Raw genomic sequence first — 15,855 nt, 5'->3', positions numbered from 1 at the left:
CGGCTTAGCCCCATCAAGCCGCCGGCGGAAACTGATCGATGAAGAGGCGCGAGGTACCGGCCAGTGCATGGTTGGAAGCTACCCGGAACACGGTCTCATCGTCATAGGCATTGGCAACGATTTGCATCCCGGTGGGCACGCCAATGTCCGACAACCCGGTCGGCGCCGCCAGCACTGGGTAACGATTGAGCAGGTTGAAAGCCGGCGTCAGCACCCAGCCCAGGTAGGCATCGACATCATGACCATCGAGTTTGAGCATGGGCTCCAACACGGGATCTTGATCGGCGGCCAGATCGGTGCTCAGCATGGTGGCGCAGACAAAGGCTGAATAGCCCTGCCCCCAGACCTTTGCTTGCATCTCGCGGTGCAATTGCTGAGTCAGGATGGCGCTGGGCATGATGGACACCTTCTTATCCAGGGCCTTGTCATGCAAAAACTTGACATAACTGCACAGCTTGTCGGTCTCGGTGGGCGGGATGTCCAGCATGAACTCATCCACAAAGATGGCGCGCAAGCCATCCAGCAACACCTGGTTGATGCGCTCCAAATCCCAGTCCAGCGTGACTTGCTCGACCACCGCCCCACGGCTGCGCAAGCCATCAAGCGCCTGCATCAGATTGCGATGAACGTCGGCGGCCAAGGCCGGGTGACCAAAGGCCGGGCTGTAGGCGATGCGCATGCCGCTCAGATCACCATAAGTCGTCGGCAGGGGTGTATAGGGCAAGGTCGTATAGGACTTCGGATGCGGCCCGGCCAGCACGTTTTGCATCAGCACCAGATCGTCAAAAGTGCGCGCCATCGGGCCTTCCACGGCCTGAACAAAGTACTCATCCGTGGGGGTGCAGGCCAGGCGGCCAAAGGGTGGCTTGAAGCCGTACACACCGCACAGCGATGAGGGAATGCGGATGGATCCCGCCATATCGCTGCCGGTGGCCAAGGGCGCCACGCCGGCCGCCAAGGCCGCGCCCGAGCCGCCGCTGGAGCCGCCACAGGAATGCGCCAAGGACCAGGGGTTGCCGGTCACGCCGTACATCTTGCTCCAGGTGTGGCCGAGCACGCAGAACTCCGGATTGGTGGCCTGGAAATAAGGAATGGCGCCGGCTTCCAGCAGCTTGTCCACGATGGGATGATTTTCGGCCGCGATCCGGTCCTTGAAGACCAAGGACGCCATCGGCCGTGGCCAGCCCTCCACGGCAGTCTCTTCCTTGATGATGACGGGCACACCCTCCAGCGCTCGGGCCTGCCCGGCACGGTAGCGGCGGCTTGATTCCCGGGCCCGCGCACGGGCCTCATCAGCAAAGATGCCGGCCGCGCAGTTGACGCTGGACTGCTGGCTGTGCGCGGTGGCCAGAACGGTCTCCAGATAGTCCACCGGATCAAGGGTGGTGGCCTTGAATCTCGCCAGCAATTCGGTGGCGCTCAAATAGGTGTTTGCGTTGTACATAGTTTTTTCGTTGGGGACAAAAGGGGGAATGGCCTGCGCTCAGCCTTGCTGGGCCGGGAAAAACGCCTCGTCCGGGCGCGGCAGCCACCAGTCATGGATGCGGGGTTGGTGGTCGAGCACCACCATCTTGGTGCGGCGAAACGCGTCAAGGCCGAAGCGGCCGAGCTCGCAGCCCAGGCCGGACATCTTGGCGCCGGAAAAGGGCAAGGCGTCGTTATCGATCAGCGGGTTATTGATCCAGACCATGCCAGATTCCAGCCGATCGGCGGCTTCCATGGCCTCAGCCAGATCGGTGGTGAAGACCGAGGCACCCAGGCCGAACTCGCTGTCGTTGGCCAGGCGCAGCGCTTCGTCAAAGTCGGCGACGCGGCAAATTGCCGCCACAGGGCCGAAGCATTCTTCCCGCATGATGGCCATTTGCGGGGTGACGTCGGTGAGGATGGTTGGCTCATAAAACCAGCCATTCGGCCAGTCGGGTGGAATACGGCCGCCACAGACCACGCGCGCGCCCTGGCTGACGGCCTCCGCCACCAAACGCGCCACCTTGTCGCGCGCGGCCTGGCTGACCAGGGGCCCGATCTCGGCCATGCCCATGCCATCACCCACACGCAGCTGGCGGGTGCGACGGGCAAACTCGGCCACAAAGGCCTCATGCACCTCGTCCACGACAAAGAAGCGCTCCGAGGAGGTGCAGACCTGGCCGCTCAGGAGAAAGGCCGAGTTGACGCAGCCCGCCGCGGCAATCTCGATCGGCGCGTGGCGCGAGATGATCATCGGATCGCTGCCACCCGCTTCCAGCACGCAGGGCTTCATGCGCTCGGCGCAAGCGGCACCCACGGCGCGGGCCGCCGCTACGCTACCGGTAAAGGCCACGGCATGGGTGCCGGGCGAAGCAATCAAGCCCTGGGCGGTTTGCCCATCACCGGGCAGGCAGCTGATCAAGCCGGGTGGCAACGCCTCGAAGTAGGCCATGAAGCGCAGCGTGGCCAGCGAGGTCGCCTCGGCCGGCTTGATGATGCAGGCGTTGCCTGCCGCCAGCGAGGCGGCCACGGTCCAGCACATCAGCAAAAAGGGATAGTTGAAGGGCAGGATGTGCACCGAGACGCCGTAAGGCTCGTAGCGCATGTACTGAAAGGAACCGGTCTGGTTGGTTCCAGCCACCTTGCCGCCATCGTCGCGCGCCATTTCAGCGTAGTAGCGAAACACTGACGCGCAGAGTGAGATTTCGCCCGCGGCATCTGGGTAGGGCTTGCCCATCTCACGGCACAGAAGTTGCGCCAACTCAGCGCGCAACGGGGAGTTTTCAATCGCCTGCGCCACCGCGTGCAACAAGCCCGCGCGCGTCTGTGTGTCGGTGCGCTTCCATTCGCGCTGGGCGCACTGCGCCATGGCGACGGCGCGTTCGATATCGGCCTCGGCGCAGAGCGGGTAGCGGCCAAGCTGCTCGAGCGTAGCCGGATTGATCGAGGTCTTGACGCGCTCAGACAAGGGCGCGCGGTAAGCGCCTTCGAGAAAGACCTGAGCGTGGCGGGCATCAAAGGGGTCGCGATTCGTTGACATATGAGTTTCGAAAGTGAGGCAGCCAGCGGTGCAGTGAAGGCAATACCGTGTGACGTGCAATGCAAGGACATGAACAGCCGTCAGCGGCGGCGCTGAACCGCGGGGGCGGCGCGCGCCCACCCCTGCATCAACAGGCCGCCGAAACCAGACCCGCGTCAGCCCGCGCCGCGCAGGTCGGCCAAAATGGCCCGGGCGCAGTTCTGGCCGGTTTCCACCGCACCATTGAGGAAGCCGGAATGCAGCACAGAGGCATGTTCCCCAGCGAAGTGGCAGTTTTGCTGCCGCACGCCGGCATAGCCGTAGTAAGCGGTGTAGCTACCCACCGGGTGTGCGCTGTAGGCACCCTTGCTCCAGGGGTTGCCGGGCCAGTAGTTCAGCAAGGCCTTGCCATTCCATAGCGGTTTGATGCCAGGGTAGACCAAGTTCAAGCTATCGAGCATGGCCTCGGCCTTCTGGGCGATGGGCCGGTCATTCATCGCCACGGCCACCTTGTCTCCGGTGAAGCTGGTCAAAATGCCTGCCGTGCCGGCTTGGGCGCGGGTGACCTCCCAGCTGATCTGGTAGCCGCCGCTGTCGTTATCACTCAGGCCGGTGTAGCCTTGCTCACGCCAGATGCGCCGATTGAACTGCAGCTGAAACTTGCTGTGCATGCCCATCGTGAAATTCTGGATGCAGGCCACCTTCATCGCGTCGAAGCCCGCGCGGCCGTAGTCCACCGAACTCTGCAAGATCGAGAAGGGCAAGGCCAAGACCACATGGTCGGCCACCACGTTTAGAAGCTGGCCCGCGGCGGTGAAGCACAGCTTGTAAGTCCCATCGGCATTGCGCTCCAGCGCGGTCAGCGCGTGTCCGGTGCGGATCTGCGCCGGGTCCAGCTTTGCCGCCATGCCCTTGACCAACTGATCGTTACCTCCGCGGATGTGGAAGCGCTCGTCCGAGCCGTTGGGCGCAAAGAATTCGACCAAGTCCAAGGCGCTGGCTTTGGACGCCGCCACGCCAGCGGACGCATCCATCAAGAGATGCAGCAACTGCCCCAGTCTAGAGCTGAGGCCACCTGGCACGTAGCGGCTGATGTAGTCGGTGATGGACATATGGTCCAACTCCCAGCCGCGCGGCGTGTATTGCTGGCAGGTTTGCGGGAATGGCGCGGCCTTGTTGTCGGCGTCAAACTGTGCAGAACAGGCAGCGAAGTCATTCACCTGCTCGTCCCAGGTGTAGCGGGCGCCGGCAATCCAGAAGGTGATCTCGCCGCCCTGGGCCGTGTCAAAGGCCGCCAAATCGTCCAACACCAGGCCGAGTTCACGGGCCAGGCCGCGCAACTCACGGTGAGCGGTGTCAATCAACTCACCGCCGTTCTCGGCGACCTGACCGGGGAAGGCGGTTACATTGGACCAGCAGCGCCCCCCCAGTCGTTCAGAAGCCTCATAAACCGTGGCTGTCAGGCCAGCCTTCTTCAACTCATAAGCCGCAGCCAAGCCGCCCAAGCCGGCCCCAACCACGACGATACGAGGCGGAGTGACGGGCGCCACACCGCCCCGTGGCTGCTTCTCTGGCGTGGCTGCCGCCAACAGCGGCGTGGCGCTCAGCATCGCGGCCGAGCCGGCTGCGGCCGTCTTCAGCAGTTGGCGGCGCTCGATCAACAGCGCCTGCGCCTCCCGGTTGGACATGCCATGTTCATTGCGCAATCGCGCCACGTCCATCGCGTTCACCAGGGCTTGCATCAAAGGATTGCGAACCATCTTGACTCCTAAACGTTTTTTTGTGCGGGCTCGGTGGGGTTGGCGATCGTTGCCCCGGGCAGCCCGCTCCGAGACAAGAGTCGATAGAGAAGGCCAAGCAGCAGCCAGACGCCGCCGACGGTCAGGGCCATCGTGCCCAGATGCGTCATGATGGTGAGAATGGTCCCGACGCCGAGCACAGGTGCCAGGACATGGGCCCACCAACGACGCCCGGCATGGCGGCTGAACTGCACCAGCACGGACAGATGCACGAACATGAATCCGGTCAGCGCGCCCACGCTGATGAACATGGCCAACTCGCTGATGCGATCCCGCATCAGCAAAGCGATAACCAGGGACACTGAAGTCGACACAATCATGGCCACATAGGGGTTGCCATTGCGAGGATGAACCTTGGCCAAGACCGCCGGCAAGGTGTTTTCACGTCCCATCGCGAACAGCACGCGGGCCACACCAACCTGCATCGGCAGCACATTGGGCACGCCCACCACGATGACCAGAAACCAGGCCAATGCGATGGCGGCCTGTGGGCCGAGCATCGACGCCAAGAGGTCGTAGATCAGGCGTGCAGAATCAGGCTCCGTAAAGCCAATCAGCAAGTTGCCCAGTACCCAGCCGCTCAGCACAAACAAGCAAGCCGTGATTGCCAGATTGGTCAGGATGGCTTTGCCGACCACGCGGGTGTCGCCATCCTTGATCTCCTCGGCCAAGGTGGACACCGCATCAAAGCCCAGATAGCTCATCACGCAGATCGAGGTGGCGGCCAACACGGCCGTGCCGTCCCATTGCCTTGGCGAGTAAAAGGGCGCCAGAGTCAGCGCGCCGCTGCCCTGCCCCTTTAGCAGCGCCAACAGGCAGATCACCATCACACCAGCCAGCAACATCAGTTGCAAGACCACCGACCACAAGCTGACGCGTGAGGTCACTGAAATACCGAACCAGTTGACGGCGAAAGTCGCCAACACCGACACCAAGACCCAACTGGCCCTGTCGACCCCTGGCAGCAAGGTCTCCAGGCTGACCGCGCAAAGCGCATAGGTGAAGGCCGGCACGAGCAAGTAGTCCAGCAGAATCATCCAGCCCGCCAGAAAGCCGGCAAAGGGCCCCATCGTGCGGCCGGCAAAGCCGTAGACCGATCCGGCGTTGGGCATGGCCCGGGTCATGACGGCGTAGCTGCTGGCCGTGAAGTAAACGCACAAGGCCCCGAGCAGATAGGCCAAGGCGATCAGGCCGCGCGACTCCTCCCAAACAAAGCCAGCCATCGTCAGAGGCGCAATCGGCGCGGTATAGGCCAGGCCGTAAAAGACCAAGTCACGGTAGCTCAAGGCGCGCTTGAGCTTTCCATTCTCGCTGCTGTCGAGTTCGCTGCTCATGTTGGTGGCTCGCTTATTTGGAGGAATGAAGGAAGCACGAAGCAGCTTCAGATTGCCGGACGACGGCGTTGCCAAAGCGCCTGCTCGATGGCCGCACCGATCTGGAATACGGTCGTCTCATCCAAAGTGCGCCCCACCACTTGCACGCCCATCGGCACCCCATTGCTCGCCAGCCCAGAGGGCACGCTGAGCACGGGATGGCGGCTCAAGAGGTTGAAGGGATAGGTCATGGCATCCCTGCGCAGCATCTCGTTGGCGTCAACACCACCTTCGGCCGGGCTGCCGATGCTGGCCATGGTGGGGCAGATCAGCGCGTCATAACTGGCCATCACCTTGGACATCGAGTCATACATGCGGCCGACCACCTGATTGGTGGCCAGGTACTGCTCGCCGGTCACGTTCATACCGTCGATGGCGAACTGGCGGATGTAGTCACTGGTGGGCAAGTTCTGGCGCAGGATGCGACAGGCAAACTCCCGCCCGGTTTCAAAGCCCAGGCGCTGGAACACGGCGTCGGCGCCGTTATCGGTCCAGCCCAGCTTGACCGGCTCAACCATCGCCCCCTGCTCGCGCAGCGCTTGCGCCGCTTGCTCCAGGCCGCGCAGCACATCCGCATGCACCTCGAAGCTATCGAGGTCGTAGGACAAGGCGATGCGCAGGCCCTTGACCGACTCAAATGCCAGCGGTACTTCCAGCTTGGGCCGGATGGCGGCCGGGTCATCCGCGTGCGGGCCGTTCACCACATTGAACATCAGGGCGCAATCGGCCACGGTGCGGGCCATGGGGCCGATGTGGTTCATGGTGTGCAAGGCATAGGCAATCGGCGTCACCGGCACCCGGCCATAGCTGGGTTTGAGGCCGACCACGCCGCAATAACTGGCCGGGATGCGAATGGAGCCGCCTATGTCCGAGCCCGAGGCCATGGCCGTCAAGCCGGCCGCCAGGGCGGCAGCGCTGCCACCGCTGGAGCCACCCGGCGTCAGGGCAAGATTCCAGGGGTTACGGCTCACACCATGGCGCTCGGAGCGCGTAAAGCAGGCCATATAGAACTCAGGCACATTGGTCTGCGCGTGGATGACGGCCCCGGCATCCAGCAAGCGCTGAGTGATGGGCGCGTTGACCGTGTCGGCTTGATTGCCCAGCAACCAAGAGCCCTTGGTGGTGACCCAGCCACAGAGCGTGTGCTCGTTTTTCAGCGCGACCGGCAGGCCTTCGAGGGCGCGCAGAGGGTTCGCGCTCTTGCTATAGCGCTTGCTGTAGCGCTGCTCCGAAAGACGCGCGGCTTCTTGCGCCGCTTCCAAGCGCTGGGCGCTGAAGGCATTGAGCTGTGGCTCCAGCTTTTCGGCCCGCGCCTGGTAGGCATTGAGCAGCTCCACCGGGGATAAGGCGCCCTCACTAAATAGCACTAGCGCTGCCGTGGCAGGCAAATAGCAAAGATCGTCGTGACTGATTGGGTTGGACATTGAATTGGCTTGAGCTGAGCTCAGATGATTGGATTGAGAACGATGCCTAGTGCTCGGCTCGTCAGGGTTGTGAGGTCAAAGGGCCTTGGCCCGAAAACAGCAGTGCGGGCCGGTCTTCATTGGCCAGCACCGCAGCGAGACGCGCCCGGTCCTGGCGGGGCGCGGCCCGAAAGCTGGCGCCGTTGTCGACGCTGAGCAGCTGCAAGCCGTCTTGCCCGACCGCGATGCAACTGCGCTCGCCGGTCTGTGCCCAGGCGGTGATGGCGGCTTTGGACGCCTGCTCGATGCGGCTCCAGCTGCGCCCGTTGTCGCCACTGCGGTAGAGCGCGCCGCGCAGCCCTCCCACCAACAACACACCGTCCGGCAGGGCAAGACCCGACCAGAAAGAACCGCGGTAGCCGGTGCTGAGATAGTCCCAGCTCTGCCCCCCATCGGCCGAGTGCAAGACATATCCCTTTTCGGCCGCGGCATAGAGCCCACCTTCGGGGCCGGCAAACAAGCCAAACAAGTTGAGGTCGGCGCGCTGGTAGCCTGGCGGCGGCGCCAGCTCTTGCGTCTGCCAATGGCGGCCGCCATCACGCGTCAACAGCACCAGGGACCACAGGCCCACGGCCACACCGCGCTCGCGATCAAAGAAATGCACCGCAAAGAGGGGCCGGTCCCGGCTCAGCTCGCTGCGCTGCAGCTGCCAGCGCTCGCCGCCATCCTGGGTGTGCAGCACCACGCCGCCATGCCCTACCGCCCAGCCTTCGCGCTCATTGGCAAAAGACAGCCCCGTCAGCGTCAATTGCGTGGGCACCATGCTGGCCTGGCGCCAGCTGGCGCCACGATCATCCGACAGCAGCACCGTGCCATGCGCACCCACCGCCACGGCACGCGCGCCGGCCCAGGCCGCCGCCAAGATCGGCGCTTGCTGGGCGTGCGCCGAGCGCGTCGCCGGGCGCAGTTGCACCGGCGTCGGCGCAGGCTCGGCAGCTTGGCCGGGCCATGCGGCGGCTAGTGCAGCAGTGATGGCCATCGCGCGGAAAGCGGCGCGCAAAATGGCTCGAAAAGTGGCTCGGAAAGACCCCCAAGCTGCAATTCGCGCTGATTCAAACATTGGCATATTCACTTTGAGTGGCCCGCTGCATCAGTGCTGCATCAGCCCAGGGACACAGACGGCTTGGGTACGCGGAAACAAACGCTCCAGCCAGACCGCAAAAGCGGGCAAGGCGGTCATTGCCATGACCATATTGACAATGAACATAAAGGCCAGCAGCTTGCCCATATCGGCTTGAAACTTCAGCTCGGAGAAGGACCAGGTGGCCACACCCACCGCCAGCGTGACGGCGGTGAAGATGGTGGCGGTGCCCACCTCCAGAATGGCTTGCTCCAGCGCCGCACTGATCTCCAGGCCGCGGGACAGATGCAGCTGCAAGCGGTTGTAGATGTAGAAGGCGTAGTCAACGCCTATACCTACGGCCAGCACCATCACGGGCAAGGTGGCCACCGTCAAACCGATCTGCAGCTCCTTCATGAACCAGTAGCCGATGAAGGTGCCAATGGTCAGCGGCAAGCAGCAAGCCAGCACGGCGCGGAAATCACGGTAGGTCAGCAGCACCAAGGCGACGATGGCAGCGTAGACATAGAGCAGCATGGGCAATTCGCTCTGCTCCAGCGTCTCATTCACGGCCGCCAGCACGCCAGCATTGCCCGAGGCCAAGCGGATTTGCACACCCGGCTCGGTATTGCTGGCGGCGAAGGCCTTGACGGCGTCAATGACCCGGTGGATGGTGACCGCCTTGTGATCGGTCAGGTACAGGTGCACCGCCGTCATGCTGCAGTCCTTGCGCATGGTGCCGCGCCCACGCGAGATCTCGGTGGCCAAGGCAGCGAAGTTGGCAGCATCCAGCGGCACCGACTCCATCTTCGGATTGCCCTCGTTATAGCCCAGGTTGTACTGCTTCATTTGCTCGGAGAAGGCCGCAATCGAGAGCACCCCCTCCACCGGCTGCAGCGCCCACACAAAGCTGTCCTGGTACAGGCCGATGTTGACCTGGCCGCAAAAGCCGATGCCGGGCTCAGGCGCAGCGGCGCCAGCAGCTGGCTTGGCCTCGAAGATGATGGTCAGCCAGTCCAGGCCGGTGTCGTAATTGCTAGCAATCGACACCGCGTCGAGATTGAAGCGTGCATCCGGGCGCAGCTCCGGCGCGCCGGGCAGCACGGTGCCCACCACCCTGCCTTGGCTTTGCCAGACCGCCAGACCCAACACCGCGCCCACAACAGTCAGGCAGATGGCGGCATTGCGCGGCTGCGCGATGCGCGCCAGCTTGCGCAGCCAGACGGCGCGGGCCTCGCGCAAGTTCATGGCGGAGTTGGCATAGTCGGGGCTCATCCGAAAAAATGACGCCAGCACCGGCAGCATGACCAGATTGGTGACGATCTTGAAGCCCACCCCCAGCGAGGCCGCAATCGCCAACTCCCGCACCATAGGAATCGGAATCAGCAGCAAGGTGATGAAAGACACAAAGGCCGTGGCCAAGGCCAAGGTGCCGGGAATCAAAAGCCCCGACAAACTGGCGCGGCAAGCCTGCTCGCAGCTGCGCCCCAGAGAGACTTCACGGACGATGAAGTTGATCTGCTGCACGCCATGCGACACGCCGATGGCGAAGACCAGGAACGGCACCAGCACCGCCAAGGGATCAAGCCCAAAGCCCAGCAAGTGCAGCGCGCCAAACTGCCAGATCAGTGAGGTGAAGGAACACAGAATCGGCAGCAGCGTGAACAGCAGCGAGCGGCAGTACCAATAGACGGCCACGGCGGTCAGGAAGATGGCCAGGGCGAAGTACACCAGCACCGAGCTTGCAGCGTCGGCGATCTCGCCGATTTGCTTGGCAAAGCCGATGATCTCGATCGAGAAGTCCGCGTCCTCGAAGCGCTTGCGAATTTGCTCTTCGAGGATGCGGTTGTAGTCGACATAGTCGAGCTTGTGGCCGTCCTTGTCGGTCTCGATCAGTTCAGCCGTGACCATGGCACTGTCTTGGCCGCGCGAGACCAAGGTGCCGATGAATCCCCCCTGGATCGCAGCGGCCTTGATCTTAAGAATCGCCGCCTCGTCCAGCGCATCCGGCGTGACGCTGCCATCGATCAAGGGGTCGGCACGGAAGCCCTCCTCCGTGATCTCGTTGACAAAGCTATTGGGCGTCCACAGCGACTGCACACCCAGTCGTTCCACATTGGGCAAAAAAGTCACCGCTTGACTCACCTGGTAGAGCCGGTTGAGGCCGGCAGCAGTCCAGATCTGCCCCTTCTTCGCGCGCACCACGATATTGAGCCGGTTGGCTCCCATCACGTCGTCACGATAGGCGTGGAAGGTATCCACATAGGGGTGGTGGGTCGGCATCTGCTTTTCGAAGCCCGCCTCCATGCGCAGCTGCTTGCCGAAGAAGCCCATGGCCACGGTCAGCGCAAGCAGCAGCCCCATCAGCAACTTGCGCCTGCCAAAGCAGAGGGCTTCGAATCGGTCGAGATAGCGGTGAGTCATTGATCGCCTTGCCAGCTAAAGAGTCGTGCAACTCAGAAATTGCGCGAGAGATTCAGGCCGATGAAGTCGCGGTCGCGATAGGGTTGGTCAAAGGCGCTGTCGCCGCCCATGAAGCGGGCGTAGTTGATCGCAAACTGCCACTTGGCCGGGTTCTGGATGAAGCTCACGACGTAGTTGGCTGAGCTAGCACCCTGCATGAACGTGGCGGCACCATTAGGGGTACGGCCCGAGAGTGCGCGGAAGTAGTACACCTCGGGCACCACCTGCCAGCCCGGAATCAGCGTGCCGTCATAGACCCAACTGAAGTCAAAATTGAAGCCCGACGAGTTCTTGCTGCCGACCGCCAGGGGCACTCCCGTGGCCGACTTCTCCTGACCCCAACCCCACCCGCCGGCCGCAATCAAATCATCGCCGTATTGGCTTTTCAGATTGGGGAATCGGATCGCCACGGCCTCAGCCAGCAGCGTTCCTGAATCTGCGCCCAATACTTTCAGCAAGGTCGGCGAAGCGTCAGGACTGAGGCTGAACAATGCCGTCAACGCCATCTGAACGCGAGCGGTGTCGACCGCACATGTGCCGTTCTGCGAGGTACAGCCATTGGCGGCATTGAGGGTTACCGCGTCTTTGGGCCGGTACGACACTTCGCCACCAATGGCCCAGTCGCCGAGTGGGAAGTTGGCAGACAAGCCGTACAGCTTGCGGTCTTCGCCGTACACCCAACCCATCGCGCCATTCGGGTTGTTGAAGGTGAAGGTGGGCGACTTGTCGTGGTAGTTGATAACGTAGGCACCCAGGTTCAGCTGTGTGCCTTGTGGCTGGTAGCGCAACGACAAGCCCCACTGGCCGCTATTGCGCGCCTTGCCCTCTTGCAGGCCATAGGCATCGTGGCCAGCACCCAGGCCATTGGAGACCGACCAGTAGCTGCCGGTCGGCGGCATGTAGTTGGCGTTCCAGCCCAACTGAACATAGGCCTCGGCGTTCAAACCATTGCCCAGCCCGGCGGCCGCGCTGATGATGGGCGCGGGCAGGATGGCTTCCTTGAGCTGGGTGCCGGGTTGCGACAGGCGCATCACATCCACCGCGTTGGTGACGTTGATGCCGCCTGGCACGAACAGGCTTTCACCCCAGCTGATCACCTGATTGCCGACCCGCACTCGCACCGACTGATCGTCGATCTCGAATTTTTTGCTGACCCAGAGGTCCAACAAACGAGCCTTGAATTTCAGATCACTGCGTGCATCGTCGGCCAGATTACCGTCGAGGCCGGGTGGCGTGGTAGCGCTGGTCCAACCGGTGGTACGAGCGGCCGTGAAATCGCGCAGCCAGCTGACCCGCGCCATCGCTGTGATGTTCTCCGGGAACTTCAAAAGCAGCTCATGCGAGCCTTTCAGATAGCTGGTGAAGGCATCATTCTTGGCATAGTTGAGGTCGCCCTGGTCGCCCATGGCGCTGGTGATTGCCAGCTGACCGGCTGGCCCGCCCTGATTGCCCTCGATGATCAAGGCACCACTGGGAGCCTTGGTACGAATGCCTGTGCCAAGGCTTAGTGTGGAGTCAAAGCTACCAGCGAAGTACTCGTTGCTGAAGGTTTCAGCATGGGCACAAGCGCAGGCGGTGGCCGCAGCGGCGGCGAGCACGCCAGCCCCAAAATTTGGCTTTTTCACGAATTTCTCCTTGAGGATGGCGGTGCGTCAACGATCGCTGATGGCGCGCAGGTTTTCGGACGTGTAGAACGAAGCCTTCATGCGCTCGCCGCTGGCCTCGGTCAGCCACCTGGCATCCACGCCGGCACCAACGGTGCTGAAGTCGAAGATGTAACGGCCTTCCGGCAGGTTGTATTGGCTGAATGCGGCCACGTCACATGTGCCCGTCTCGTAGACCGGAATCAAGAAACCTTCGCGCACCTTCCACAGCGCGCCCTGCATGTCATAGTCCTCGGCCAGCACCACGTTCCAGCTGTCCTCGTCGAGGTAAAAGGTGCGCTTGGGCGAGACATGGCGTGCGCCTTTCTTGACGCTGGCTTCGATCACCCAGACCCGGTGCAACTCGTAGCGGCGCGAACTCGCCGCCAGCGCGTTCTTCTGCATCACCTCAGATGTCTTGGCCTTGAAGTCATAAGCCCCAAACACGTTGTAAGGCACCAGCAGCTCCTTCTTGCCGACCAGCTTCCAGTCAAAGCGGTCCAAGGTGCCGGTGAACATAATGGTTTCGTCCAACAGATACTGGTTCTCGAAACCAATCTGGGGCGCGTCATAGGCGTAGGTCGGCAGGCGGCGCACGCGACGTTGGCCCGGGAAGTAGTAGAAGGTGTCGGTGCTGGGGGTATCGAGGTTGACGTTGGCTGACAAGGCTTGGCCAGCCAGCGCCGCCGGCGACTTGTAGCTGAAGTAGGTGAAGTACTCGATATTGCCAATCTCAGACAATTTGTTGGAGCCCTTCTTGCCCCAGGGATAGAACATGGTTTGCTCGAAGCCGGCTTGGATCCAGTCCTCGCTGCCGCGGCGTGGTGACACGAAGGTGAAGCCATTTGGATAGTCGATGCCGACCCCGTGGTAGCGCATCTTCCAGTTCATCATGGCTTGCTCGCCGCTGGCGGGCGTGGGGAACGGGATGCCCGGCACCACGGCTTGCTTCAAGCTCCAGCCATCCTCACCCAGTTTTGCTGTGCCGATATTCTTTCTGGTGTTTTCGGCAACAAAGTCCGGTACCCCACAACTGCGCCGCGTCGGGTAGACCTCCATCTGAAAGCCGGGGTTTTGCTTGAGCAGAGCCAGTTGACCAGGGCTCAGTTGCTCCGCAAATTGGGCCGCATTGCCGGCCGTGATCGAAGCGATCGGCTTGTCGCCCTTGTACTTCCAGTGATCCTTGCGCAGCTTGCCGTAGGACCAGCCCTCCACCGCTTGCGCCTCGTTGACCCAGGCCGGTATGCGCCCATCCTTGCTGGCGGCCACCTCCCCACCGAGCGGTGTGCGCCCGGCCCCAAGCGCGGAGGCGTCCGCGGCGAAAGCGGCGGAGCCCACCACGGTCAAGGCCATGCCCAGCCCCGCCATCAAGCAAGACAGCGACGTTCGGCGCAAGCGAGATGCGCCAGTCCGATGCTCAAGATGCTGAAGAACCATGTTTGATCTCCCGTCTGATTTGTGGAGTTGCCGTCACCGGCGATTGCGTTACATAGGAACGCGTAAGACTGAACTTCGATTCACCCGATAAAACAAAATTCAAGAACTTGCTGATGTCGCCCCCGGCTCACCCTGAGATAGATTTCTCCGGGTACCAGCCCCAGGGCTCATCAGTCACAAAGCTGGTGATCTGCTTGATCTCCATAAAGGCCTCAATGCCGTGTCGCCCGAGCTCTCGGCCAATGCCCGAGGCCTTGTAACCACCCCAAGGCAATTGCGTGAAGGTGGGTTGCGAACAATTGATCCATACCACGCCAGCACGGAGCGCACGCGCAACTCGGCCGCAGCGGTCTAGATCGGCGGACATCACCGCGCCGGCCAGGCCGTATCGGCTGTCATTGGCCTGCGCGATCGCCTCGGCTTCGCTATCGAAGGCATTGACGCAGACCACCGGGCCAAACACCTCTTCGCGCCACAAAGCCTGGTCGGTGGGAACATCGGTGAAGACGGTCGGCTGCAGAAAGTAGCCGTGGGCGAGATGCGCCGGCCGCTCACCGCCACTGACCAGGCGCGCCCCACCGTGCACCCCGGCCGCAATCGCGTCCATCACCCTGGCATGCTGCACGGCGCTGACCAGCGGGCCCATCTGCACGCTGTCGCCATCGCCCGGCCCGATGGTGATCGCCTCGGCAGCAGCCTTCAAGCGTTCCACTAGCGCGGCATACAGTGGCCGCTGCACGAGAACCCGAGAGGTGGCTGAACAAACTTGGCCCTGATTCCAGAAGATGCCGAACTGGATCCACTGCACCGCTTTGTCGAGATCAGCGTCGGCAAAGATGATGAAGGGCGACTTGCCGCCCAATTCCAGACTGATTTTGCGAATATCGCGCGCCGCTGCGGCCATGATCTTCGAGCCGGTTGTCTGAGACCCGGTAAATGCCACCTTGTCGACGCCCGGGTGCGCTGCCAGTTGGGAACCCGCCTCTGGGCCAGTGCCTGTAATCAGGTTGAACACTCCGGCCGGCAAGCCCGATGCGTGTAGGTAACGAGCCAGTTCACCGCACGTTAGTGGGCATAACTCAGAAGGCTTGAGCACTACGCTACAGCCTGCAGCCAAGGCTGGCGCTACCTTCCACGCAGCCATCAGCAATGGGAAATTCCAGGGCGTGATCGCGCCCACCACTCCGATGGGTTCCTTGCGCACGTGACATGCAAAGCGTGCGTCGCCTACGTCCACCGCAGCCTCACCCTCAGCTTCAATCTTTTCAGCCATATCGGCGTAAAAATCAAAGCAATAGGCCGCGTCACTGACATCCCATAACGCTTCTTTCAAGGGCTTGCCGTTGTCACGCACCTCCAGCTGAGCCAATGCATGCTGATCCTGCCGGATGGCGGAGGCCACGCGACGCATCAAGGCCGCGCGCTGCCCGGCTGACATTCGAGGCCAAGGGCCTTGGTCAAAGGCACGGCGAGCTGCCGTCACCGCCGCTTCGACGTCCGCAGCACATGCCGCCGCGGCCTGAGCGAACACCTCTTCGCGAGCCGGATCGATGACGTCCATATAGGCGCCACTGACGGGCTCAACAAAAGCACCGTCGATATAGAGCTGGAGACGCATGGTGGCCGCCGGGGTA

At 62.4% G+C, this 15,855-nt stretch carries 10 protein-coding genes; all 10 read right to left on the bottom strand.

Features of this window, described 5'->3' with window-relative positions; genetic code table 11:
* Positions 1-13: 13 nt before the first annotated feature.
* Positions 14-1,444, bottom strand: a complete 1,431-nt coding sequence (locus PRZ01_RS11540; RefSeq protein ID WP_273596940.1) for an amidase — start codon at positions 1,442-1,444, stop codon at positions 14-16.
* A gap of 39 nt (positions 1,445-1,483) precedes the next feature.
* A complete protein-coding gene (locus PRZ01_RS11535; RefSeq protein ID WP_273596939.1) occupies positions 1,484-3,004 on the bottom strand; it encodes an aldehyde dehydrogenase family protein in 1,521 nt (506 codons plus the stop codon).
* Positions 3,005-3,159: 155 nt separating this feature from the next.
* Positions 3,160-4,743, bottom strand: coding sequence for a flavin monoamine oxidase family protein (locus PRZ01_RS11530; protein WP_273596938.1), 1,584 nt, complete (start codon positions 4,741-4,743; stop codon positions 3,160-3,162).
* Between the two features lie 8 nt (positions 4,744-4,751).
* Entirely contained in the window at positions 4,752-6,116 is a 1,365-nt protein-coding gene (locus PRZ01_RS11525) for an APC family permease (RefSeq protein WP_273596937.1), read from the bottom strand.
* 47 nt (positions 6,117-6,163) lie between these two features.
* Entirely contained in the window at positions 6,164-7,579 is a 1,416-nt protein-coding gene (locus tag PRZ01_RS11520; RefSeq protein ID WP_273596936.1) for an amidase, read from the bottom strand.
* 61 nt (positions 7,580-7,640) lie between these two features.
* Positions 7,641-8,618, bottom strand: a complete 978-nt coding sequence (locus tag PRZ01_RS11515) for a YCF48-related protein (RefSeq protein ID WP_273596935.1) — start codon at positions 8,616-8,618, stop codon at positions 7,641-7,643.
* 90 nt (positions 8,619-8,708) lie between these two features.
* A complete protein-coding gene (locus tag PRZ01_RS11510) occupies positions 8,709-11,102 on the bottom strand; it encodes an efflux RND transporter permease subunit (protein WP_273596934.1) in 2,394 nt (797 codons plus the stop codon).
* Positions 11,103-11,134: 32 nt separating this feature from the next.
* Entirely contained in the window at positions 11,135-12,766 is a 1,632-nt protein-coding gene (locus tag PRZ01_RS11505; RefSeq protein ID WP_273596933.1) for a DUF1302 domain-containing protein, read from the bottom strand.
* A gap of 27 nt (positions 12,767-12,793) precedes the next feature.
* Positions 12,794-14,152, bottom strand: a complete 1,359-nt coding sequence (locus tag PRZ01_RS11500) for a DUF1329 domain-containing protein (protein ID WP_273597037.1) — start codon at positions 14,150-14,152, stop codon at positions 12,794-12,796.
* A 196-nt stretch (positions 14,153-14,348) separates the two neighbouring features.
* Complete coding sequence (locus PRZ01_RS11495; protein WP_273596932.1) at positions 14,349-15,839, bottom strand: aldehyde dehydrogenase family protein; 1,491 nt, start codon at positions 15,837-15,839, stop codon at positions 14,349-14,351.
* Positions 15,840-15,855 lie beyond the last annotated feature (16 nt).

Origin of the sequence: Roseateles koreensis (assembly GCF_028595305.1) — a bacterium.
GTDB classification, from domain to species: domain Bacteria; phylum Pseudomonadota; class Gammaproteobacteria; order Burkholderiales; family Burkholderiaceae_C; genus Paucibacter_A; species Paucibacter_A koreensis.
The sequence above is the reverse complement of the archived record's forward strand: the minus strand, read 5'-3'. Positions and strand labels throughout refer to the sequence as shown.